This window comes from Methylomicrobium lacus (assembly GCF_041897535.1).
Lineage (GTDB): Bacteria > Pseudomonadota > Gammaproteobacteria > Methylococcales > Methylomonadaceae > Methylomicrobium > Methylomicrobium lacus_A.
In genome coordinates, this window is sequence record NZ_CP169217.1 from 1,645,938 (window position 1) to 1,670,000 (window position 24,063).

Sequence of the window (24,063 nt, forward strand, 5' to 3'; positions counted from 1 at the left end):
ATGCAGGTTCTTTTTTCACCCAAAGCAATCTGTTGTCTGCGGTAAAGACAATTCAATCAGGATTCCAGAAATGGCGGCAAACGAATTAGAAGATAGTAAATCGAAAGGAGTACTCTGGGGCTTTGGCATGCTGGTGCTTGCCGCGCTCGTCATCGTTTTCATTTTGGGTGCTTGGTGGGGAACCGAACCGGATCAGTTCAGTGTCCAGGAAGAGGCAATGGAACGCGCCAAACTGACCAACACCACCGAAATCCCGTTGGGCTATACCTATACGAACACGCTGGCCCACATCTCGGAAGTCCTGCTGCATAAATCCGGCGGCTATATCACCAACGACGTGGCCCCCCCCGGTTTGTTCCTGGACAACATCTCGAATTTCGAATACGGCGCCTTGGTGATGCTGCGCGATGCGGTGTCGGCGCTTAGAAACCACTTTTCGCGTGACCAGTCGCAATCCGACGAAGACCCCGACCTCAAAATCGCCGAGCCTTATTTTTATTACGAAAACGACTCCTGGGCGCTGCCGTCGACCGAAGCCGAATACCAAAAGGGCGTGGATGCGCTGCACAACTACATGTCGCGTCTGCAAAAATGGGGCGGCAACGTGAAGCGTGGACAGTTTTATGCGCGTGCCGACAACTTGTGGCAATATTCCGAAGTCGTCATCAAACGCCTGGGCAACCTTTCGACGCGGCTCAGCGCCAGCACCGCGGGCGCAGATATCAGCCCGGCGTTCGCCGTGGTTGCCCCCGAAACCGACGTGACTTCCCGCAACCCCAAAGCCGGGTCGCTGCCGGAAACCCCTTGGCTGGAAATCGACGACGTTTTCTATGAGGCACGCGGCTCAAGTTGGGCGCTGCTGCATATCCTGAAGGCGGTCAAATCCGATTTCCATGACATTCTGCTCGACAAGCGCGCGATGAACACGGTCGACATCATGATCAAGTCGCTCGAAAACGCGATGGCGCCCATCCTGAGTCCGATGATTCTAAACGGCAGCGGTTACGGCCTGTTCGCGAACTACTCTTTGACGATGGCGACTTATATCGCCCGCGCGAATGCATCCGCATTGGACTTGCGCGACATCATGAACCGAGGTTAAACGAATGGATGAACAAATCAACTACAATTTGACCAACATCGATACCTGGAAAAGAATCTTCTTCATGCTGATTTTTGCGGCGATCGGCGGCTTGGTCAGGATGCTGCTGTGGGCAGTGATCCTGCTGCAGGTCGCCTCGACCCTGCTGACCGGGAAGGCGAACAAGAATATCCTGAATCTTGGCCGCAGCCTGTCGGTTTATACTTACCACATCCTGTTATTCATGACTTTCAATACCGAAGCCCTGCCCTTTCCGTTTTCGGACTGGAATCAGACGGCGGAACTGAAAATGCCCGAGAAATAACTTCCGTTTAAAAAATACAATGGATGGATGGGGCTCATTCCCCCATCCCCGGCTTGCTCTCCCGTATCATCAAAAACGGAAGCACAAGCATCTAAAGATCGTCCTGATCCTCCCAGAACGCTTCCTCTTCGTCGGCTTCCGAGTCATCCGCCGCCTGCGTCAAACCCTCGTTCTGCAGCAATTCCTTCACATAACGGTATAGCAGCCGCGCCGACTTGGGCGGTTTCGCTGTCGCGATTTCCTTTTGCGCATTACGGATCAACTGCCGCAATTGCTGGCTATCGGCCTCCGGATGCTCGTCCAGCAACTCGGTCAGCGCCTCGTTGCCTTCGGCGATCAGGCGGTCGCGCCATTGCTCGGCAAGATGATGCTCCCTGACCGCATGCGCGCTTTTGTTCTTGATCCGCTCCAGTTTTTCGATGATCGGCGCGACATCGATCAGATGCAGCTGCCCTGCGATATATTTCAACAGCCGCTTGCGCGCGCCTTTATGCGGCATGCCGGATACCTCCCGGACCGCTTGCAGAATCTTTTCCGGCAGCATCAGGGTATTTAACTGATCGGGCGACAGATTCGACATTTCCTCGCCCAAGGCAAATAACGCGGCGATGTCCTTTTTTATTTGGGTCTTGTTCGGCCGTACCGCGTAATATTCGACGTCTTCATCATAGCCGTCGTATTCTTCTTCAATCATCTTAAAACGCTTTTTTCCTGTGATTCAACTGGGTTAGCCCTCCGCCAGCTCCTCCGCCAAATAGTGCCGGATCTCCAGCCATGCCTCCGTTTTTTGAGTCAGGCTGAGGCCCGCATTGGTCGGACTGGTCGAGGGCAGCCTATGATACACCAGATAGCCGAATCGTTCCGGCAATGTCGGCAATATATATTTGCGGTAAATTTTTTCCGCCGTCATGCCGTTGAAAAATACATGTCGAACCTGGTTGTGGCGTCTGAAAAAGTCGCCGAAATCATTGACGATGATCGAATCGAGATCAATATCCGCATCCAGACTGCCGAGCCTTTGGCAAGTTTTCAACACATCCCAGACCGCTACGCGATGCGTCATCAGAATGCCTTTGCGCAGCCCGTAACACAATTCGGGTTCCGCGCCGAACAACTGCCCCATGATCGTCCAGAACGCATTTTTATTGTGGCCGTAATACTGTTCCCTGGCCTTCGACACTTTGCTGGGCATCGAACCCAGAATCAATACCCGCGCATCCGGAGCGGCAATCGGGTCAAATCCGCTTATCTCCTGCATCCTCTGTTCCTCTATAAATTACTCACAAGAGAGCCCGGCAAATTTGCGATAATACCCGGCTCATTGTAATTATAGGATACCCCTCATATCATGTGGTTCAAGAATCTGACTATTTTTCGCCTGACCGAAGCGTTCACCTTGACTCCCAGCGAACTGGAGCAGAAACTGCAGGCGCTGCTCTTCCGCCCCTGCGGGCCGCATGAAGAATTCAGCTTCGGCTGGACGCAACCGGTCGGCAAAGCTTCCGAGCAATTAGTGCACACCGCCAACGGCTTTATGATGCTGTGCGGAAAAAAGGAAGAAAAAGTGCTGCCTACGGCCGTGGTCAATGAAATGCTGCAGGAAAAGATCGGCGAGATCGAAGAGCGCGAAGCGCGCAAGCTGTCCAAAAAAGAGCGCACCACCCTGAAAGACGAACTGATCTTCGAACTATTGCCCAAAGCGTTCCGGTTTTCGCGCAAAACCTATGCCTATATCGACCCTAAGGGCGGCTGGCTGCTGGTCGACTCGGCATCCGCCAAAAGCGCGGAAGACTTGCTCAGCAACCTGCGTAAATGCCTCGGTTCGCTGCCGGCGGTGCCGCTGAATACGATCGACAAACCGAGCGTGAACATGACCCAATGGCTGTTGACTCAAGAGATGCCCGACGATCTGACGATAGAGGATGAATGCGAATTGCGCTCGCTGGAAGAAGAAGGCGGCATCATCCGCTGCAAGAAGCATGACCTGACCGTGCCGGAAATCAAAAACCACCTGGATACCGGCAAACAGGCGATCAAACTGGCGGTAAACTGGGCCGGACGCATTGCCTTTGTGCTGGACGAGCACCTCGCGCTGAAACGCCTGCGCTTTCTCGACATGGTTCAGGATCAAGCCGCCGACATCGACGCCGGCAGCGCCGCCGAGCGCTTCGATGCGGACTTTACGATCATGACTCTGGAACTGGCCGAATTGCTGCCGCGCCTGACGGCCTGGTTCGGCGGCGAAAACCGCTCTTGAATAAAGCACGCCCGGCAGTTCTGGTTCGGGCGTTTCTTTCAAAACGGCAGCCACAAAAAAGCCCGGAAGCTTGCGCCGCCGGGCTTTTTTTATGTGATTAAGTCGTAAGACTTATTTCATCATGGTTTTGTGGAACAGTCTGTCCAGTTTGTCGTTGGTTGCTTGAGCAGCGTCAGCAGCGCGGTTAGCAGCAGCTTCAGCAGCAGCAGCGCGAGAAGATGCGTCGTTAGCAGCAGCCAATGCGCTGGAAGCGTCAGAAGAAGCTTTCGCAACATCAGTTTTCAAACCATCGATTTGGCCTTGCAGATTTTCGATGTCACCGCTGGTGGCGCAACCTACAACCAAGCTGGCAGCCAAAGCAATCATTGATAATTTAACAAGCTTTCTCATTTTCTTTTTCCTTATAAAAAAGTTACGACTACAAAAACAAATTAACCGAAAATATCATACCACAATATTTTAATCGAATGCTAACTTATTTTATCTTTACCACCATTCCCGGCTCCACATACCGGCTTAGATGGTCGATCTGGGTATTGGTCATGGCGATACAGCCATGGGTCCAATTCATGCTGCGATGGATCTTTTCATCCGCCGCACCGAGCCCATGGATGCCAATTTGCCCACCCAAAGGCGTGTTTTGCGGCGGAATCTGATGATTCTCGCTCGCTGCCACGATCCGCTCGTAAGTATCCTTACTGATGATACCTTTGATCAAGGCCGTGCGCGCATCCTGCGCATTAGGATAGGTCAGCCCGAAAAAACGGCGAAAATTGCTTCTTTCACCGACCCAGCCGATCCGATAATCGCCATACGGCGTAATGTCGTCGCCGCGGTGGGTCTTGTATCCGGCGCCGCCCCTACCAATCGCAATATCCGGGATTGTGTCCACGGTCTGCTCGCCTTTTTTGACTTCGATCCTCAGCGCGGTCGTATCAACCAGCAACCACATGTCGTCACCCGCAGCCGCGACACCTGCCAACAAACTACAAAATATCAGCAAACAAATTCGTAACATACTCTCTACACTCAGCAGCAATTTTGGTGTATTTTAACTCCTACGGTCAATCGTCGCACTTAGGATTCATTATGCAGATAAATACAATAACAACTCAACCCTACAACGATCAAAATCCAGGCACATCGGGACTAAGAAAAAAAGTTAGAGTCTTCCGGGAATCAGGTTACCTCGAAAATTTTGTTCAGTCAATTTTCGACTCACTCGATGAAATCGACGGCAAAACCTTGGTGCTCGGCGGCGACGGCCGCTATTTTAACCGACAAGCCATTCAGACGATCATCAAAATGGCGGCGGCGAACGGCTTTGCTGAACTCATTATAGGCCAAGGCGGATTGCTGTCCACTCCGGCCGCCTCCCACATCATTCGCAAATACGGAGCTTACGGCGGACTGGTGCTGTCGGCCAGTCACAATCCGGGCGGCCCCGACGATGATTTCGGCATCAAATATAACGTCAGCAACGGCGGCCCGGCTCCCGAAAAGTACACTAACGCATTTTATCAACGCAGCCTGACGATCGACAGTTATAAAATCGCCGAAATGGACGACATCGATCTCGATACGATCGGCAGTTTCCAGATCGACGGACTCAAGATCACAATCATCGACCCGGTTAGCGATTATGCCGAACTGATGCAGTCGATCTTCGATTTCAATCTGTTGAAACAAAGCATAAGCTCCGGCTACATCACGTTGCGTTTCGACGCGATGCATGCGATTACCGGACCTTACGCCAAACGCATCTTAGTCGACATGCTTGGCGCGCCGGCCGATTCGGTCATCAATGCGCAGCCCTTGGAGGATTTCGGCGGCCATCATCCCGATCCGAATCTCGCCCATGCGCACGAACTGGCCGAACTGATGTTCAGCCCGAATGCGCCAACCTTCGGCGCCGCCTCGGATGGGGACGGCGACCGCAACATGATCACCGGCAACAATATTTTCGTCACCCCAAGCGACAGCCTCGCCATCATGGCCGCCAATGCGCAGGTGATTCCGGCCTATGCCAAGGGACTCAGCGGCGTCGCGCGCTCGATGCCGACCAGCCAGGCGGTCGACCGGGTCGCGGCGGCCTACAACCTGCCCTGCTTTGAGACGCCGACCGGCTGGAAATTTTTCGGCAACCTGCTCGATGCCGGCAAAATCACGCTCTGCGGCGAAGAAAGCTTCGGCACCGGCTCCGACCATGTCCGCGAAAAAGACGGCCTGTGGGCAGTACTGTTCTGGCTGAACCTGATCGCCCGCAAACGCCAGTCGGTCGCCGACATCGTGCACGAACATTGGCAAAAGTTCGGCCGCGACATTTATTGCCGGCATGATTACGAAGGGGTCGAAACCGGCATCGCGAACGGCATCGTCGAGCATTTGCGCCAGCAACTGCCGTCCCTGCCCGGTCAGACCTTCGGCGCCTTTACGGTCAAATTCGCCGATGAATTCAGCTACGCCGACCCGGTCGACGGCAGCGTCAGCAAAAACCAGGGCATCCGGATCGGCTTCACGAACGGCTCGCGGATCGTGTTCCGCCTGTCCGGCACCGGCACGGTCGGCGCCACGCTCAGAATCTATTTGGAAAAATTCGAAGCGGATGCCTCGAAGCACGATCAGGACGCTCAAGAAGCCTTAGCCGAACTGATTGTGCTGGCCGAACAGCTTTGCGAAGTCAAAAAGCGCACCGGCAGAAGTTCACCCGACGTCATTACCTGACAAAAAAGACCAGGGCGCAAGGCGAAAGTTCAACGCTTTCGCCTTGCGATCACACTTCAAGACTGTGCGCGAAACCGTGCATCACGCAAATCAACAGCACGCCCGCCGCGATCAATGCGATCTGCTCCAGCGAAGCCCTCAATTCGGTCTTTTTGTGCAAGGTCGGAATCAAATCGGCCACCGCGACATAGATGAAGCTCGACGCCGCCAGCGCCAGGATGTAAGGCAGCATGTGATGCAAATCCTCCAGGCTGAAATAAGCCAGCACCCCGCCCAACACCGTCGCCAGGCTGGATAGGATGTTATAGAACAGCGCCTTGGCCCTGCCATAGCCGCTCTCCAGCAAAATCGCGAAATCCCCGACTTCCTGCGGGATTTCATGCGCCGCGACCGCCAAACTGGTCACGATGCCGAGTTTCGGGTCGGTCAGAAAAGCGGCGGCGATCAGGATGCCGTCGACAAAGTTATGAATGCTGTCGCCCAAAATGATCAGCGCGCCGGCCGAATGCCGATGCCCCAAGCCGTGACCGTGACCGTGACTGTGTCCATGATCATGATCATGGACGTCCTCGCCATGCGCCTCGCAGGTATTGTAATGACAATGCCGCCAAATCAGCAGTTTTTCGAGCACGAAAAAGCTCAGTATCCCGGCCAGAATCGTCGCGGACAAGGCGCGGAACTGCTCCGGCTTGACCTCCTCGAAAGCATGCGGGATCAAACCCCAAAACGCAACCGCCAACAACGCGCCGATCGCAAAACTGATGCCGTGCGGCAACACATGATTTCTCCGCTGATCCGGCAGCAGCAGAAACAGCCCGGCCGCGAGCACGCTCAGCACCCCGCCGAGGGTCGTAAAGATGATGATCAATACCAATAAATTCACGCGTTCAATCTCTCCAGATCAATGTCGCCATGCGCCCGGTCACCGTGTCCCGACGATAGGAATAAAACCGCTCCACATCGGTGACCGTACAAAAGCGGCCACCGTAGATCTTTGTCACGCCCAAAACATTTAGATCGATGCGCGCCAGCCGGTAAATATCGGCCAGCCATTTGCCGTCCGCTTGCGGCCTGAAGGCCTCGCCGAACGCCGGTGATTTTTGCATGAAGGCGGCGCGCACTTCCTCGCCGACTTCGAAAGCGTCGGGGCCGATCGCCGGCCCCAGCCAGACCAACGGCTCGCTTTCCCCCATGGCCGCCACCGTATTGCCGATCACCCCGGCCAACAAACCACGCCAGCCGGCATGGATTGCCGCGACACGGCGGCCGTCGGCCGAACACAAGAGAAGCGGCAGGCAATCGGCGGTCATCACCACACAGACCACGCCCGGCGCGTCGGTGTAACTCGCATCGGCCTGCGGCGGCATCGAAGCCGCTTCCGCCTTCACGACCTGATTGCCGTGAACCTGCTCCAGCCAGACCGGCTCGGACGGGAGCGCCAGGCTTTCGCGGATCAACTTGCGGTTGCGCATCACCGTTTCAAAATCGTCGCCGACATGCAGCGCGGGATTCAGGCTCCTATAAGGCCCGACACTGACGCCACCAGCCCGGAGCGTCATCGCCGCCTGCACCCCATTGGGCGCAGGCCAGTCGGGAAACAGAAAAGACTCAGCGCCGCTCATTGTCTTCCAAGGCCTCCAGCAAACGCTGCATGTCTTCCGGCAACGGCTGCTCCCATTCCAGATACTCGTCGGTGACAGGATGCAAAAGCCCCAGTTTCGCCGCATGCAGCGCCTGACGCTTGAAATTGCGCAATTCGGTTTCGAGCCGCTCGCCGCAGTTAGGCGGCATCTGGAAACGGCCGCCATAGACCGGATCGCCGAGCAAAGGATAGCGGATATGCGCCATGTGCACCCGTATCTGATGCGTGCGCCCGGTTTCGAGCATCACCTGAATGAAGGTATGCTGTGCAAAGCGCTTGAGCACCCGGTAATGCGTGACCGCATGCTTGCCGGATTCCCTGACCGCATAGCGCTTGCGGTCGGTCGGATGCCGGCCGATCGGCTCATCGATCGTGCCGCCGGCGGTCATCCTTCCGCGCGTGATCGCGAGATACTCGCGGGTAATCTCGCGTTCCTGCAACTGCTGCGTCAGGCTGTTATGCGCCTGCAAGGTCTTCGCGATCATCAAAAGACCGCTGGTCTCCTTGTCGATCCGGTGTACGATGCCGGCGCGCGGCAAGGTTTCGAGATGCGGATCATGATGCAGCAAGGCATTCAGCAAGGTGCCGTCCCAGTTGCCGGCCGCCGGATGCACGACCAGGCCGGCCGGTTTGTTGACTATCAACAGGCTGTCGTCTTCATAGACGATATCCAGAGGGATGTCTTGCGGCTCGGATTCGACCACCACCTCGTCTTCCGCCTCCAGCGTGATCTCTTCGCCGCCGTCCAGTTTGTCCTTCGCCTTCAACACCCGGCCGTTGACCGTGACCCGACCCGATTTGACCCAGGTTTGCAAACGGGTTCTCGAATAATCGGAAAACACCTCGGCCAACACCTGATCCAGGCGCATGCCCGCCAATTCATACGGCACCACGGCCGTCAATCTTTCCATCACAAGCTCTTCTGCTTCGCTCTGCGTTAAGTTATACTCGTTAAATTAAAACCGGTTTTGTCAGCTTAGTATCCGTTCTAAAACTCACCCGCCGCTCTCGCCTTGGCGAGCCGTCAGGTCAAATACAAACTTTGAGTTCAAACACCCTCACCCCAGCCGTCTCCCGCAAAGGGGGAAGAGATCTAGCACGAGAGCCATAAACCGGCAAGAAAACTGCTCATCTTACTACATCGATAGCACTATGCGATTAATTTTGTTAAAAAGTTTATTTATATGCTGGCTGGGTCTGTCGCTGACCGGCTGCGAATCGCTGAAAAATTTCTCTTTCAGCAAGGATACCGAGACCGAAGACGAATACAAAGACTGGAATCTCGAAAAATTCCGCAAGGAGGCGCAAACCGCCGTCGATGCCGGCAATTACGAAAAAGCGGTCAAACTGTATGAAGCGCTGGAGGCGCGCTATCCGTTCGGCGAGACTTCCGCGCAAACCCAGCTCGACGTGGCATACGCCTATTATAAGAGCAACGACCCCGACGCCGCGCTCGCGGCCGCCGACCGCTTCATCAAAATCAATCCGCGCAATCCGAGCGTCGATTACGCCTATTATCTGAAAGGACTGGTCAATTACAACCGCGGCTTCGGCTTTGTGGACCGCTTCCTGCCGACCGACACCTCGCAGCGTGATACCAGCACGGCCAAGGAAGCCTATGAAAACTTTTCGGAACTGATCAAGCGCTTCCCGAACAGCAAATATGTGCCGGACTCCAAACAACGGATGATCGCGCTGAAGAACAACCTGGCGATGCATGAGGTGCATGTCGCCCGCTATTACATGAAGCGCAAGGCGTATGTAGCCGCCGTAAACCGGGCCTCGGAAGTGATCGAAAAATACCAGCGGACGCCGGCGGTGCCGTTTGCTTTGGAAGTATTGAAGGAAGCCTACGAAAAGCTGGAGATGACCGAACAGGCCGCCAATATCGACCGGATTTACCGGCAAAACTACCCGGACGGACCTCCGGTGCCCGAACACAAGAATGCGACGTTCTCGCACAAGGTGTGGGATTTTATCGGCTTGGAGAAATAGCGGGATTTGGCCTTTACGGCGGCGCCCGGTGTGCCGCCGCCATTTAATTCAACCAGGGTGAAGGTGGGGGTAAAACCCTCACCCACAAAGAGCGGCAAAATCAGCCGCCCTTGACCTTCTTCTCCAGCTCTTCCCGGCTCAGATGCCGCACCGCTTCGCCTTTGACCATATAGATCAAATGCTCGCAGATGTAACAGGCATGATCGCCGATCCGCTCCATCGCGCGCACGGTCCACAGCACGTTGATCGTGCGCGTGATATTGCGTGGATCTTCCATCATGTGCGTGATCAACTGGCGGATGATGCTCGCATATTCGCGATCGACATTGTCGTCCAGGTGGGTAATCGCCGGCACTTCCTCGATGCTCATCCGCGCAAACGCGTCGAGCGAGCGGTGCAGCATGTCCTTGACCAGATTCGACATATGCTGGATTTCATAATACTGATCGATCTTGCCGTCGCTGTCGGCCGACTGGATCGCCAATTTCGAGATGCGCTCGGCCAGATCGCCGACGATTTCGAGCTCGTTGATCACCTTGATCACGGTCAGGAGTAAACGCAGATCGAACGCGGCCGGCTGTCTGAGCGCCAGAATCTGCGTGCATTCGCGGTCGATCTCGACCTCCAACGCATCGACCTGATTGTCCTGCTTGATCACCAATTCGGCCATTTCGATGTCGCCCGTCGAAAAGGCCTGCATCGCGAGTTCCACTTGCTGCTCGACCAAACCGCCCATCGTCAGCACTTTGTTGCGGATGTCTTCGAGTTCCTTGTTGAACTGCCCGGAGATATGATGCCCGATTTTATTGCTGTCCATTTTCCCCTCCTTTAACCGTAACGGCCGGTGATGTAATCTTCTGTCTGCTGCTTTCTGGGATTCGTGAACAGCTCGCTGGTGGAGCCCATTTCGATCAATTCGCCCATATACATGAAAGCCGTGTAATCGGACACGCGCGCTGCCTGCTGCATATTGTGCGTGACGATAACGATAGTATAGTGTTCTTTCAACTCGTTGATCAGTTCCTCGATTTTCAGGGTCGAGATCGGATCGAGGGCCGAAGCCGGTTCGTCGAGCAACAGCACTTCAGGCTCGATCGCAATCGCGCGCGCGATCACCAGACGCTGCTGCTGACCGCCGGACATGCCGAGCGCATTGTCGTTCAGACGGTCTTTCATCTCATCCCACAGCGCCGCGCCGCGCAGCGCCTTTTCGACCGTTTCTTCGAGCGTGATTTTATCGTTGATGCCCTGAATCCTGAGGCCGTAGGCGACATTTTCGAAAATCGATTTCGGGAACGGATTCGGCTTCTGGAACACCATGCCGACCCGCCGGCGCAGCGCCGCGACATTGACCGATTTGTCGTAGATGTTGTCGCCATCCAGCAAGATTCGGCCTTCGATGCGCGCGCTGTCGACCAGATCGTTCATCCGGTTGATGCAGCGCAGCAGCGTCGATTTACCGCAGCCGCTGGGGCCGATGTAGGCGGTGACCTTCTTTTTCGGAATATCCATATTGATATTGTGCAAGGCCTGTTTTTCTCCATAAAACAGGTTCAGATTGTCGACCTTGATGCAGACCTCGGAAGTCTCGGCCTGATCGATCGGACCACGCAGAATCGATTTCATGTCGATCGCATGGGTGCGTGCTTGTTGTGATGTCATGATGATTAACCTTCAAGAGCTCTATATTTTTCCCTCAGATGATTGCGGATTACGATCGCGGACAAATTGAGCCCGACAATCACCACGACCAACAACAACGATGTCGCATAAACCAAGGGTCTTGCCGCCTCGACATTCGGACTTTGAAAGCCGACGTCATAAATATGAAAGCCGAGGTGCATGAATTTTCGTTCCATGTGTAAAAACGGGAAGTTGCCGTCCAACGGCAACGACGGCGCCAGTTTGACCACGCCGACCAGCATCAACGGCGCCACCTCGCCCGCCGCCCGGGCGACCGCCAGAATCAAACCGGTCATCATCGCGGGGCTCGCCATCGGCAGAACCGTGTGCCACAGTGTTTCGAACTTGGTCGCGCCGAGCGCCAGGCTGCCTTCGCGGATCGATTTCGGAATCCGCGCCAGGCCTTCTTCGGTGGAGACGATCACGACCGGCAGCGTCAACAGCGCCAGCGTGATCGACGCCCACATCAGGCCCGGCGTGCCGAACATCGGCGCGGGCGCGGCTTCCGGGTAAAACAGACGGTCGATCTTGCCGCCCAAGATATAAACAAAAAATCCCAGGCCGAACACGCCGTAAACCACCGACGGCACCCCGGCCAGATTGTTCACCGCGATCCGGATCAGCCGGGTCATGAAACCCTGTTTCGCATACTCGCGCAGATACACCGCCGCGATCACGCCGAACGGCGTCACGATGATCGACATGATCACCACCATCAAAATGGTGCCGTAAATCGCCGGAAAAATGCCGCCCTCGGTATTCGCCTCGCGCGGATCGTCGGTCAAAAATTCGACGAACTTGGTCAGGTAATGGCCGATTTTGCCGAACACATTCATCTTGTTCGGTTGGTAAATCCTGACCACCTTGGCCAGCGCAATCTCGTGTTCGCTGCCGTCATCCGCCGCCGCGACAAAACTGCCCTTGCGGATATCCCGGTACAAGGAAACCAATTGCGCCTGGAGCTTCTTGTACTCGGCATCCAACGTCGATTTTTCGGCCGCGATGCGTTGCTGCGCCTCCGCATCCCAGCGCTTTTCCAGCTCCAGCCTGCGCTGTTCCAGCCGCAGCCGTTCGAGGCTGTAGTTGACCGCACCGATTTTCTTTTTTTCCAGATGGGATATTTTCTCGAAAATATCCAGCGCGGCTTTTAGCCGTTCCTGCAAGACCGGCATCGCCTCCGCTCCTTCGCCGACCACCTTACCGCCGTCCTTGACCGCGACCAGCCGGCCATAGAAATTTCCCCATTCGCGCCGTTCGACCGCGATCAGTTCGGGCGGATTGCTCTGCTGTTTGACTCGGCGTGCCTGGATCCAGCGAAAATCGGCGCCGCTGATATCACGGTTGCCGGTTTTGACCTGATATTGCACCAGCACATCCTCGTCGTCGGCCATCGCATATCCGGTCGCTTTCGCCATCGCCGCGGGCGTGATACTGGTATCGATCAATTCGCCGACAATATCGCGCACTTGGCCGCTGTCTTCCTGATAACTGAACTGCACCAGTTCGCCAGGCCAAAAATGCCCGATGCCGCGCACGAATATCAGCCCCATCACCCCCAGCACCATGATCAAACAGGCGCTGACCGCAGCGGCATTCAGCCAGATCCAGGGATTGCCGCTTTTAAACCATAACTTGATCATAACGAACTGTATTTTTCGCGTAAACGCTGACGGATCACTTCGGCCAGCGTGTTAAAAATGAAAGTGAACATAAACAGCACCAACGCGGCCAGAAACAACACCCGATAATGCGTACTGTCGACTTCCGCCTCCGGCATTTCGACCGCGATGTTCGCCGCCAGGGTTCTGAGCCCCTGAAACACGCTGAAATCCATCACCGGGGTGTTGCCGGTCGCCATCAATACGATCATCGTCTCGCCGATCGCGCGGCCGAGGCCGATCATCACCGCCGAAAAGATGCCCGGGCTCGCGGTCAGCAACACGACCTTGGTGACCGTTTGCCAGGGAGTTGCACCCAACGCCAGGGAGCCGACCGTCAAATGCTTGGGCACACTGAAGATCGCATCTTCCGCAATCGAGAAAATGGTCGGCACCACCGCAAAACCCATCGCGACGCCGACGATCAGCGCATTGCGCTGATCGTAGCCGATGCCCAATTCGCGGCTGAACCACTCACGCAGCGAACCTCCGAATAAGGCCGACTCCAGCGGTACGCTGATCCAAAACGCAAACCAGCCGGTAAACAGCAGCACCGGAATCAATAACGCAGCCTCCCAGCCGTCGGGAATCTTATGCCGGATCGCTTTCGGGGCAAGTTGCCAAAACAGCGCAAACAGCAGCACGCCGATCGGCAGCAGAATCAGCATCGAAAAGATGCCGGCCAGATGTTTTTCGACGAAAGGCGCCAGCCACAAGCCGGCCAGGAAGCCCAGGATCACCGACGGCAAGGCGCCCATCAATTCGATGGTCGGCTTGACCGCCTGGCGCATCGCCGGGGCCATGAAATAAGCCGCGTATATCGCGCCCAGCAAAGACAGCGGCATCGCGACCAGCATCGCGTAAAACGCGGCCTTCAAGGTGCCGAAAACCAGCGGCGTCAGGCTGTATTTCGGCTCGAAATCATTCGCTGCCGAAGACGACTGCCAGACATACTCGGGTTTTTGGTAGCTTTCGTACCAGACTTTGCCCCAGATCGATCCGAACGAGACTTCCGGATGTTCGTTACTGACTCTCCAGAAACGCACTTGGCCGTCCCCGGACTGCAGCAACAAGGCGTTCGCCCGCGGCGACAAGGCGGCCGCCACCGGACTCACCGCAAAATTTTCCTCGAGCAAGCGCCTTTCCGCAGTCGAATTGAAGACGCCCATTTTACCGCTGACATCAAAGGTCATGAAACCCTTGCGCCGCTGCTCGGATTCGATCGCAACGACCGGCTGATCGGAAACCTTGAAGGCCCTGATCTTTTTCAGCACCACGTTATTCAATTCATCCTTGGCCTTGCTCCACTGCGCGACCAGCCCGGAAGAATCGGCGACCATCAACGACAAATCGCCGTTTAGAAACGCCAAGCGGGTAATCGAAAGGCCCGCTTCGACCACATTTTGGCGCTGTCTAAGCACCGGCGCGCTCTTATCGGCAATATTGAAAAAACTGATACTGCCGTCGCGGCCTGCCAGAAACAGGCTCTCGCCGTTCTTGTCGATCAACATCTCGGTGATGCCGTCCGCCTGCACATCCAGATCCGCGTCCAAACGCTGCAGCGCCGCCTCTTCTGCAAACAGCGACTGCTCCTTTTCAAAATTAACCAAATGAATCTTGCCGCCGGTTTTCGCGGCGATCACCGTCGCATCGTCTTCCCATTTGAGCGCGACCTTATCGAGTGGCGTCCCCGTCTCGACTATCATCAACGGCGCCTCGCCGAGAGGATAGCTGAGTTCGGGCCTAATCTTGCGGACATCGTTCGCGTAGGTTACCTTATATTGGTCCTTGACCACGACCGCGCCGCCGTTGGACAATCCGTAGATGAAGACGCCGGCATTGGCGGGGCTGCCCGGGGCAAAACTGGTAATCGAGACACCTTCAGGCACCGCGATCGCCTGAGTCAGTACGGTCTTGCCGGTGGCCGCCTCAAAAAACACCACCTGACCGTTGTCGGTGAAACGGGTCGCCAGCTCATTTTGCTCCTCGATTTCGAGGAACAGCGTTTTACCGAGCGACTGTTCGGGCACCGCATACTGGCTGACCGGCGTCGCCGAAGCCTCGACGAACAGCGGATAGACCACATAGAGCAGGTAAAAGAAGATCAGAATGATCGCGACAAGAATTCCGAGCCCGCCGATGATGACGCCGTAACGCGCCAATGTATCCTTGATCAAACGCCACCGCTGATAATAACCGGCAGCCGACTGTTGAATGGAGCCTGGCATGTTTCTAAGATTGTTTATTTCAGACATGCGAAGATGCTAGCTTTTAAAAGTGACAATGATATAACAACATCAAAAAAAACGGCCAAGATTCGTTGAATAAATCTTGGCCGTCCAATCGAAAAGTTGCCATCTGAGAGAAGATACCGGCAAGCGTTGCCGGCATTCAGTGACTCTTTTCCCTAACCTGAGTACAAGGGGAATATACTGCGGCAATCCTATTTATTTGAGCGCTTCCAGATATTTTTGAACTACCTTCGCAGGCAGCGGAATGTAACCGTCCTTGATTACGACTTCCTGGCCTTCCTTGGATAAAACCATCTTCATGAACTCATTCTCGAGCGGCGCCAGCGGCTGGTTAGGCTTCTTGTTCACATAGACGAACAAATAGCGCGTCAGGGGGTAAGTGCCGTTCAGTGCATTTTCGGGCGTCGCTTCGACATAATTGGTGGTGCCTTTTTTGGCCAAAGGTACCATTCTGACGCCGGATGTCGTATAACCCATGCCGGAATAGCCGATACCGTTGGTCGAAGAGGTAATCGATTGCACGACCGACGCGGATCCGGGTTGCTCGTTCACGTTGCTCTTGAAGTCACCTTTGCAAAGCGCGTGTTCCTTGAAATAACCGTAGGTACCCGATACCGAGTTACGGCCATATAACTGGATGCTTTTCGCACCCCACGCCTTCACGCCGGCATCACCCCAGTTTTCGATCTCTTTGCTGCCGCCGCATTTCAGCGTCGAGGAAAAGATCGCGTCCACTTGATCCATCGACAAGCCCTTGATCGGGTTATCCTTGTTCACCATCACCGCCAAGGCGTCAACGGCGACCGGAATCGCGGTCGGCTTATAGCCGTATTTGTCTTCGAAAGCCTCGATTTCATCGTCTTTCATTTCCCGGCTCATCGGACCCAGATTCGAGGTGCCTTCGGTCAACGCAGGGGGCGCGGTCGAAGATCCTGCGGCCTGAATCTGAATATTCACATTCGGATAAAAACGGTTGAAAGTCTCGGCCCACAAGGTCATCATGTTGGCCAAGCTGTCGGAACCGACGCTGGACAAGTTGCCTGAAATCCCGCTGGCGGTTTGATAGGCGGGAAGGCTCGGGTCGACGGCCAATTTGGCGGCGGCCTGGCTGCTCAGGGGAGCGAATGACATAACACCCAGCGCCAATGCCAGCGATGTTTTTTTAAACGACAATTTCATATCAACTCTCAAAAAATAGATGGGTAAATGGACTCGTTGGAATTCATTGCGCATAGGTTAGTCACTGAATATGACAGAATTATGACAGCACCCGGGTTTTCCGCGCAAGCAGATACGACCGAGTGCAACAATCTGGCGTACAGGCTATCTATGATGTTAGCGTTTTGAGAATTGAGCTTAAGGAAAAAAGGCTTTCGCGCCTTGTCAGCGGACTTATGAACCGAGCGGGAAGCAGTATAAGGCGACGAAAAGGCCACTATCTCGAAGCATAACGGCGCAAATTCGCATCGCCGAGCCGCTCCAGCCAATAACCGGCAGGTTCCGGTTTAGACAAGGCAAAGCCTTGCCGAAAGCGAGCACCGCTTTGTTCGACGATCGCCAACTGCCGCGCCGATTCGATGCCTTGCACGACGACTTCCCCGCCGGCCTGATGGATCAGATCGACGATCTTCGGCAAAATCTTCATGACTTTTTCATTGACGACCGCCTCCCTCAGCAAATCGCCGTGCAATTTGACGAAATCCGGCGTGATTTTCCACAGCCGTTTGACATAGGTCAGCTCCCTGCCGAAATCCGAAATCGCAATTTTGAAACCGCGGTCGCGGAAATTCCGCAAAGCCTTGTCGAGCGTCTGCTGGTGTTCGAGAAAACTTTCCTCGAGTTCGATCACGACCCGATCCACCGGCACCGAGTGCGCATGCACGATCGCTTCAAAAACCTTGCCGTGCGCATCCACTTGCGACAACAGCGCCGGATGCACGTTGATAAACAGCAGATCCTGTTCCTGCTTGAAGGCGAGAAAATTGAGCAAATGCAGGGTACGGCAGATTCGATCGAAGAACACCAGACCACCGGCCTCCTCGATGTAGCGGAATACGAACTTGGGCTCGACCGGCAAGGCTCTCCCGATCGAAGGCCTCAGCAGCGCTTCATAGCCTATCGCCTGCTGATCGCTTCCGGTCGTGATGGGCTGAAAAACGCTGTCCAGCGCGAAGCCCCGGAACAGGCCGGAATAGCGGCCCTGTGTATCCTCTTTCAGATATTGCGTAAAATCTTCAAGAAAGGCATCCTGCATTTTTTCGTTTAATACTTCGATTACGCTTTGGCTCATGGCGGCTCACTCCGGTGTAGATCAAGGCTAAACACCGATGATTCAGAATCGGCGGACTCACAACATCTCCGACCGAAAAAAAAGGCGGGTTAAACCCGCCCAGAGGGCACATAACAAGGCTAATGAGGATCGATCGGCGGTATTTGCACTCGCTGACGATCTTAGTGAAATTTTAATATTTGATAAAACGATATTATTAGATTGTTATATCTGTTTATTGCATAATTCACCGTTCTCAGGCTCACTTCGCCCCCCCTGCCTAACGCAGTAGATTCAGCCCGCCATCTCAGAGTAGAATAGCGCTTTACCTGGTTTTACGGCTGCAGCTACCGATTAGAACCGGCTTTCCTCGCCTATCCCACTCACCTACCACCCAAGTCCATTCAATTAGAGCTCGATTTCATGTCCGGTTTTTTTTCCAAGCAACGCATTACCGCCTCCCAAGGTTATAACCGCTGGATGGTGCCTCCCGCGGCCTTGTCGGTGCACCTCTGCATCGGCCAGGCCTACGCCTTCAGTGTATTCAATGATCCCTTGAGCAAGCTGATCGGCATCACCGAATCCACACCCGACGACTGGAAGCTGACCACGCTGGGCTGGACTTTCAGCCTCGCGATCGTGTTCCTGGGTCTATCGGCCGCCTTCGGCGGCAAATGGCTCGAAAAGGTCGGCCCCCGCTTAACCATGTTTGTCGCCGCCTGCTGTTTCGGCGGCGGTTTCTGGATTGCAGCGCTAGGCGTGTATCTGCACCAAATCTGGCTGCTCTACGTCGGCTACGGCGTGATCGGCGGCATCGGGCTGGGTCTCGGCTACGTATCGCCGGTGTCGACGCTAATCAAGTGGTTTCCGGACCGGCGCGGCATGGCGACCGGCATGGCGATCATGGGCTTCGGCGGCGGCGCGATGATCGGCGCGCCGCTGGCGGTCTTGCTGATGGATCATTTCAAATCGGCGACCTCGGTCGGCGTGCTCGAAACCTTCATGGTGATGGGCGGCGTGTATTTCGTTTCGATGCTGATCGGCGCCCTGACGATACGGATTCCGCCGAACGACTGGAAACCCGAAGGCTGGACGCCGCCGGTCATTCAGAACAAGATGATCACGAATAATCATGTGCACATCGACCGGGCGTTGCTGACGCCGCAGTTTTATTTGCTCTGGCTGGTGTTGTGTTTGAATGTGACCGCCGGCATCGGTGTCTTGGGGCAGGCGTCGGTGATGATCCAGGAAATGTTCAAAGGCGCGGTCACGCCGGCCGCGGCGGCCGGCTTTGTCGGCTTGCTGAGTCTGTTCAACATGGGCGGGCGCTTTTTTTGGTCCTCGGCCTCCGATTTTCTGGGCCGCAAAAATACCTACATCATCTTCTTCGCGCTCGGCGCGGTGCTTTACGCGACCGTGCCGACGCTGGGCCAGCTCGGCAACATCGGTCTGTTCATCCTGTTGTATGCGATCATCATGAGCATGTACGGTGGCGGCTTCTCGACGATTCCGGCCTATCTGGCCGACATCTTCGGTACCCGCTATGTCGGCGGCATCCACGGCCGCCTGTTGACCGCCTGGTCAACCGCAGGGGTCGCAGGGCCGGTCCTGGTCAACTATATCCGAGAGTTTCAGATCGCCCAAGGGGTCGCGAAGTCGGATGCCTACAATGTGACGATGTACATCATGGCCGGCGTTTTAGTCATCGGCTTCATTTGCAATATGCTGATCCGGCCGGTGCACGCGAAACATCACATGCGCCATGATGAATTCGATGAACTCGACGGTGTTTTTCCACACGGTGCGGCGTCCGACGCACATTAAACGAAGCCCGCCGATTAAAGAGACGAAAGATGAAACATCCTGATAAACCAAAATCCACCCCAGTGGGGCTGGTGCTGCTGTTTTGGCTGTATGTTGCAGCGCCTTTGACCTGGGGAATCTGGTCCACGTTGAAAAAGGCGATGGCGCTGTTTAACTGACTTCAAGCATGGCATGCCCTTTTCAAAATCCCAAAGCTACGCGATGCGCGCCCTATAAAATCAAGGCAATGGCACCGGATGCGTAAACACCGAATCGTTGTCCTTGACCTGGTCATGACAGGCCAGGCATTCCTGCACAAATGACTGATCCGCCCCATAAGGCTTCTGCTCCATGCCCAGCCAGCGCGCAAACCCCCAACCTCCGGTCTTCGCATATTTGGCGGAGTCCTTGATCATGAATTCCGCATGCACGAATTCGCCGGGCACGGTCGCCGGCGCCCATTTCGGGTGAACTTGATCCTTCCAGGCCAGCTTGCCGAGGATGCTGCCGTCCGGCCAAGGCTTGGTATTACCAGCTCTGGCCGCATTGACCGCCGTGTCATTGCCAATGATAACCCGCAATGACTCCTTGTCCTGACGGTGCGATACGCCGATCACGCGCCAATTTTTGTAATAGGCCGGCAATTCGATGCCGTTCGGCGCCGGCGCAGGCTTCTCGGCCGCCAGAACAGCACTGGCGGCAAGCAAGGCGCCCAGGGTTAAGGTAGTGATCAATTTCATCGGTATCTCCTCTGAGTGTATTGGCAATCGCGGTTTATTGAGGCACGAATCGCCTGCCCCGCATTGCAGGCAATTATACCGGATTGCCGGCCAAATGATCAGACGATGACTTGATGGCTCAGGCGTCCATGCAATCCGCAAAACTCTGGGAAAAAAAAAACCCAAGCCGTGTGGCTTGGGTTTTTGGATTAAGAGCTTGGCAATTCCCTACTTTCGCATGGCAACCTGCCACACTATCATCGGCGCTAAGCGGTTTCACTTCCGAGTTCGGGATGGGATCGGGTGGTTCACGCTCGCTATGGTCACCAAGCAAACTGGTGCGGTTGACGATGATGTCAACCTTCGGCAGGGCTTCACCGTGCCTTGGAAATCTGTAACATTCGGTTCTCTCGCTTCAAAGCGTCAGCTGTACTGTAGTTTTCTTCTACAGCCACCCAAACCGATTGGGTGTTATATGGTCAAGCCTCACGGGCAATTAGTACACGTTAGCTACGCCCATTACTGGACTTCCACACCGTGCCTATCAACGTCGTAGTCTTCGACGGCCCTTCAGGGGACTTGAAGTCCCAGTGAGATCTCATCTTGGGAGGGGCTTCCCGCTTAGATGCTTTCAGCGGTTATCCTGTCCGAACATAGCTACCCGGCAATGCCATTGGCATGACAACCGGAACACCAGCGGTTCGTCCACTCCGGTCCTCTCGTACTAGGAGCAGCTTCCCTCAAATCTCAAACGCCCACGGCAGATAGGGACCGAACTGTCTCACGACGTTCTGAACCCAGCTCGCGTACCACTTTAAATGGCGAACAGCCATACCCTTGGGACCTGCTTCAGCCCCAGGATGTGATGAGCCGACATCGAGGTGCCAAACACCGCCGTCGATATGAACTCTTGGGCGGTATCAGCCTGTTATCCCCGGAGTACCTTTTATCCGTTGAGCGATGGCCCTTCCATACAGAACCACCGGATCACTATGACCTACTTTCGTACCTGCTCGACCTGTCCGTCTCGCAGTCAAGCACCCTTATGCCATTGCACTCATTGCATGATTTCCGACCATGCTGAGGGTACCTTCGTGCTCCTCCGTTACTCTTTGGGAGGAGACCGCCCCAGTCAAACTACCCACCAGACACTGTCCCCAATCCGGATTACGGACCTAGGTTAGAACTTCAAATAAACCAGGGTGGTATTTCAAGGTTGGCTCCACAGAAACTGGCGTTCCTGCTTCAAAGCCTCCCACCTATCCTACACAAGTCGATTCAAAGTCCAGTGTCAAGCTATAGTAAAGGTTCACGGGGTCTTTCCGTCTAACCGCGGGTAAACTGCATCTTCACAGCTATTTCAATTTCACTGAGTCTCGGGTGGAGACAGTGTGGCCATCGTTACGCCATTCGTGCAGGTCGGAACTTACCCGACAAGGAATTTCGCTACCTTAGGACCGTTATAGTTACGGCCGCCGTTTACTGGGGCTTCGATCAAGAGCTTCGCTTGCGCTGACCCCATCAATTAACCTTCCAGCACCGGGCAGGCGTCACACCCTATACGTCCTCTTTCGAGTTTGCAGAGTGCTATGTTTTTGCTAAACAGTCGCAGCCACCAATTTTATGCTACCTTTCTCGGCTCCATGAGCAAGTCACTTCACCTAACAAAGGCGTACCTTATCCCGAAGTTACGGTACCATTTTGCCTAGTTCCTTCACCCGAGTTCTCTCAAGCGCCTTAGAATTCTCATCCCACCCACCTGTGTCGGTTTAGGGTACGGCCACTCGTAACCTGAAGCTTAGAGGTTTTTCTTGGAAGCATGGCATCAGTCGCTTCGCCGCTCCATAGAGCAAGCTCATCATTACCTCTCAGGATTGAACGCCCGGATTTGCCTAAGCGTTCTCCCTACGGGCTTGCACTGCCTATTCCAACAGGCAGCCGACCTAGCCTTCTCCGTCACCCCATCGCAGTTACGACCGGTACAGGAATATTAACCTGTTTTCCATCGACTACGCCTTTCGGCCTCGCCTTAGGTACCGACTAACCCTGCGTCGATTAGCGTTGCGCAGGAAACCTTGGGTTTTCGGCGTGAGGGTTTTTCACCCTCATTGTCGTTACTCATGTCAGCATTCGCACTTCTGATACCTCCAGCCAACTTCTCAATTGACCTTCACAGGCGTACAGAACGCTCCTCTACCACCATACTTACGTATGATCCGTAGCTTCGGTACTATGCTTAGCCCCGGTAAATCTTCCGCGCAGGCCGACTCGACCAGTGAGCTATTACGCTTTCTTTAAAGGGTGGCTGCTTCTAAGCCAACCTCCTGGCTGTCTGTGCCTTCCCACATCGTTTCCCACTGAGCATAGATTTTGGGACCTTAGCTGACGGTCTGGGCTGTTTCCCTTTTCACGACGGACCTTATCACCCGCCGTGTGTCTCCCGTGCTCGAACTTGCTGGTATTCGGAGTTTGCATCGGGTTGGTAAGTCGGGATGACCCCCTAGCCGAAACAGTGCTCTACCCCCAGCAGTTATACACGAGGCGCTACCTAAATAGCTTTCGAGGAGAACCAGCTATCTCCGAGCTTGATTAGCCTTTCACTCCGATCCACAACTCATCCCCTACCTTTTCAACGGGAGTGGGTTCGGTCCTCCAGTCAGTATTACCTGACCTTCAACCTGGTCATGGATAGATCGCCCGGTTTCGGGTCTAATCCCAGCGACTGAACGCCCTGTTCAGACTCGCTTTCGCTACGCCTCCCCTATTCGGTTAAGCTTGCCACTGAGATTAAGTCGCTGACCCATTATACAAAAGGTACGCAGTCACCGAACAAAGTCGGCTCCCACTGCTTGTACGCATACGGTTTCAGGATCTATTTCACTCCGGTCTCCCCGGTTCTTTTCGCCTTTCCCTCACGGTACTAGTTCACTATCGGTCAGTAAGGAGTATTTAGCCTTGGAGGATGGTCCCCCCATGTTCAGACAAGGTTTCACGTGCCCCGTCCTACTCGTTTTCACATCTAGCACGTTTTCGTGTACGGGGCTATCACCCGGTATCGCTGGACTTTCCAGACCATTCCACTAACGTAAAAAATGCTTAAGGGCTAATCCCCGTTCGCTCGCCGCTACTAAGGGAATCTCGGTTGATTTCTTTTCCTCCGGGTACTTAGATGTTTCAGTTCTCCGGGTTTGCTTCCAGCACCTATGTATTCAGTGCAGGATGACTAGGTTATCCTAGCCGGGTTTCCCCATTCGGAAATCCGCGGATCAGGGTGTGTTTGCAAACTCCCCGCGGCTTATCGCATGCTACAACGTCCTTCATCGCCTCTTACTGCCAAGGCATCCACCGTATGCGCTTATTCACTTGACCATATAACCCCAATAAGTCTGGAAGTTATCAGTCAGCTGACATTTTCGCTTTTTCTGCTTGAGAACGTGTTCTGTTTCCCTTACACTTTGACGAACTTGAACTCGCATCATTTGCATGACCGATTCGCCTTCCTCTCTGTGCAGTTCACTCGAACTCGTTACGCCACTTCACAGCAGTGATACTGTGTCGTGACTTTGTTACAGATTTCCATTTTGTTAAAGAGCTATCGATACATTACTGCATCAATTCGATAGAGCCTTCCGTGGGAAAGTTTTCCTTCCCAAAA

21 protein-coding genes and 2 rRNA genes are annotated in these 24,063 nt (G+C 54.8%); 7 read left to right on the plus strand and 16 right to left on the minus strand.

Annotated features, from left to right (window positions below; all coding sequences use genetic code 11):
- The first annotated feature begins 70 nt into the window (after window positions 1-70).
- Complete coding sequence (locus tag ACEPPP_RS07180) at window positions 71-1,102, plus strand: DUF2333 family protein (RefSeq protein WP_374090358.1); 1,032 nt, start codon at window positions 71-73, stop codon at window positions 1,100-1,102.
- Window positions 1,103-1,106: 4 nt separating this feature from the next.
- Window positions 1,107-1,406 (plus strand): DUF4389 domain-containing protein, encoded by a 300-nt coding sequence (locus ACEPPP_RS07185; RefSeq protein WP_031429781.1) that lies wholly within the window; start codon window positions 1,107-1,109, stop codon window positions 1,404-1,406.
- Between the two features lie 91 nt (window positions 1,407-1,497).
- On the opposite strand, the gene yjgA is transcribed toward ACEPPP_RS07185, so the two are convergent.
- Together yjgA and ACEPPP_RS07195 are read right to left on the minus strand one after the other, a co-directional pair.
- A complete protein-coding gene (gene yjgA, locus ACEPPP_RS07190) occupies window positions 1,498-2,100 on the minus strand; it encodes a ribosome biogenesis factor YjgA (RefSeq protein ID WP_374090359.1) in 603 nt (200 codons plus the stop codon).
- Between the two features lie 33 nt (window positions 2,101-2,133).
- Window positions 2,134-2,664 carry a DNA-deoxyinosine glycosylase gene (locus ACEPPP_RS07195; RefSeq protein WP_374090360.1) on the minus strand — a complete coding sequence of 177 codons (531 nt, stop codon included), beginning with the start codon at window positions 2,662-2,664 and terminating at the stop codon, window positions 2,134-2,136.
- 90 nt (window positions 2,665-2,754) lie between these two features.
- Between ACEPPP_RS07195 and rdgC the strand changes: the two genes are divergently transcribed.
- Window positions 2,755-3,663, plus strand: a complete 909-nt coding sequence (rdgC, locus tag ACEPPP_RS07200) for a recombination-associated protein RdgC (protein ID WP_374090361.1) — start codon at window positions 2,755-2,757, stop codon at window positions 3,661-3,663.
- 111 nt (window positions 3,664-3,774) lie between these two features.
- Here the strand turns inward: rdgC and ACEPPP_RS07205 are convergent, their stop codons facing one another.
- Entirely contained in the window at window positions 3,775-4,053 is a 279-nt protein-coding gene (locus ACEPPP_RS07205; protein ID WP_374090362.1) for an Lpp/OprI family alanine-zipper lipoprotein, read from the minus strand.
- An 85-nt stretch (window positions 4,054-4,138) separates the two neighbouring features.
- Entirely contained in the window at window positions 4,139-4,702 is a 564-nt protein-coding gene (locus ACEPPP_RS07210; protein ID WP_374090363.1) for a murein L,D-transpeptidase family protein, read from the minus strand.
- Between the two features lie 50 nt (window positions 4,703-4,752).
- Between ACEPPP_RS07210 and ACEPPP_RS07215 the strand changes: the two genes are divergently transcribed.
- A complete protein-coding gene (locus ACEPPP_RS07215) occupies window positions 4,753-6,387 on the plus strand; it encodes an alpha-D-glucose phosphate-specific phosphoglucomutase (protein WP_374090364.1) in 1,635 nt (544 codons plus the stop codon).
- Window positions 6,388-6,436: 49 nt separating this feature from the next.
- Here the strand turns inward: ACEPPP_RS07215 and ACEPPP_RS07220 are convergent, their stop codons facing one another.
- From ACEPPP_RS07220 to rluD, 3 genes are read right to left on the minus strand one after another with little or no spacing between them, the layout of a single operon-like run.
- Window positions 6,437-7,270: a ZIP family metal transporter gene (locus tag ACEPPP_RS07220; protein WP_374090365.1), complete on the minus strand. Its 834-nt coding sequence runs from the start codon at window positions 7,268-7,270 to the stop codon at window positions 6,437-6,439.
- Window positions 7,271-7,274: 4 nt separating this feature from the next.
- A complete protein-coding gene (gene pgeF, locus ACEPPP_RS07225; protein WP_374090366.1) occupies window positions 7,275-8,009 on the minus strand; it encodes a peptidoglycan editing factor PgeF in 735 nt (244 codons plus the stop codon).
- Entirely contained in the window at window positions 7,996-8,940 is a 945-nt protein-coding gene (gene rluD, locus ACEPPP_RS07230) for a 23S rRNA pseudouridine(1911/1915/1917) synthase RluD (RefSeq protein ID WP_374090367.1), read from the minus strand. The genes pgeF and rluD overlap by 14 nt, the downstream gene beginning before the upstream one ends.
- 241 nt (window positions 8,941-9,181) lie before the next feature.
- Between rluD and ACEPPP_RS07235 the strand changes: the two genes are divergently transcribed.
- Complete coding sequence (locus tag ACEPPP_RS07235; protein ID WP_374090368.1) at window positions 9,182-10,024, plus strand: outer membrane protein assembly factor BamD; 843 nt, start codon at window positions 9,182-9,184, stop codon at window positions 10,022-10,024.
- A 100-nt stretch (window positions 10,025-10,124) separates the two neighbouring features.
- On the opposite strand, the gene phoU is transcribed toward ACEPPP_RS07235, so the two are convergent.
- The 6 genes from phoU to ACEPPP_RS07265 form a co-directional block, all read right to left on the minus strand.
- The gene (gene phoU / locus ACEPPP_RS07240) at window positions 10,125-10,841 is read right to left on the minus strand and encodes a phosphate signaling complex protein PhoU (protein WP_024298569.1); all 717 of its coding nucleotides are present in this window, start codon (window positions 10,839-10,841) and stop codon (window positions 10,125-10,127) included.
- An 11-nt stretch (window positions 10,842-10,852) separates the two neighbouring features.
- Complete coding sequence (gene pstB, locus ACEPPP_RS07245; RefSeq protein ID WP_374090904.1) at window positions 10,853-11,650, minus strand: phosphate ABC transporter ATP-binding protein PstB; 798 nt, start codon at window positions 11,648-11,650, stop codon at window positions 10,853-10,855.
- A gap of 41 nt (window positions 11,651-11,691) precedes the next feature.
- Window positions 11,692-13,347, minus strand: coding sequence for a phosphate ABC transporter permease PstA (gene pstA, locus ACEPPP_RS07250; RefSeq protein ID WP_374090369.1), 1,656 nt, complete (start codon window positions 13,345-13,347; stop codon window positions 11,692-11,694).
- Window positions 13,344-15,620: an ABC transporter permease subunit gene (locus tag ACEPPP_RS07255; protein WP_374090370.1), complete on the minus strand. Its 2,277-nt coding sequence runs from the start codon at window positions 15,618-15,620 to the stop codon at window positions 13,344-13,346. The genes pstA and ACEPPP_RS07255 overlap by 4 nt, the downstream gene beginning before the upstream one ends.
- A gap of 192 nt (window positions 15,621-15,812) precedes the next feature.
- Complete coding sequence (locus ACEPPP_RS07260) at window positions 15,813-16,796, minus strand: PstS family phosphate ABC transporter substrate-binding protein (RefSeq protein WP_374090371.1); 984 nt, start codon at window positions 16,794-16,796, stop codon at window positions 15,813-15,815.
- 256 nt (window positions 16,797-17,052) lie between these two features.
- Window positions 17,053-17,907: an EAL domain-containing protein gene (locus tag ACEPPP_RS07265; protein WP_374090372.1), complete on the minus strand. Its 855-nt coding sequence runs from the start codon at window positions 17,905-17,907 to the stop codon at window positions 17,053-17,055.
- 402 nt (window positions 17,908-18,309) lie between these two features.
- Here ACEPPP_RS07265 and ACEPPP_RS07270 point away from each other — a divergent pair, with 402 nt between their 5' ends.
- Both ACEPPP_RS07270 and ACEPPP_RS07275 read left to right on the plus strand, forming a co-directional pair.
- On the plus strand, window positions 18,310-19,710 hold the full coding sequence (locus tag ACEPPP_RS07270) for an OFA family MFS transporter (RefSeq protein ID WP_374090373.1): 1,401 nt from the start codon (window positions 18,310-18,312) through the stop codon (window positions 19,708-19,710).
- Between the two features lie 29 nt (window positions 19,711-19,739).
- Entirely contained in the window at window positions 19,740-19,868 is a 129-nt protein-coding gene (locus ACEPPP_RS07275) for a hypothetical protein (RefSeq protein WP_374090374.1), read from the plus strand.
- A 60-nt stretch (window positions 19,869-19,928) separates the two neighbouring features.
- Here the strand turns inward: ACEPPP_RS07275 and ACEPPP_RS07280 are convergent, their stop codons facing one another.
- From ACEPPP_RS07280 to ACEPPP_RS07290, 3 genes are all read right to left on the minus strand, one after another.
- Window positions 19,929-20,429 (minus strand): cytochrome P460 family protein, encoded by a 501-nt coding sequence (locus ACEPPP_RS07280; RefSeq protein ID WP_374090375.1) that lies wholly within the window; start codon window positions 20,427-20,429, stop codon window positions 19,929-19,931.
- A gap of 194 nt (window positions 20,430-20,623) precedes the next feature.
- Window positions 20,624-20,739, minus strand: a 5S ribosomal RNA gene (rrf, locus tag ACEPPP_RS07285).
- Window positions 20,740-20,883: 144 nt separating this feature from the next.
- Window positions 20,884-23,777: ribosomal RNA gene (locus ACEPPP_RS07290) — 23S ribosomal RNA — on the minus strand.
- Window positions 23,778-24,063: the final 286 nt, after the last annotated feature.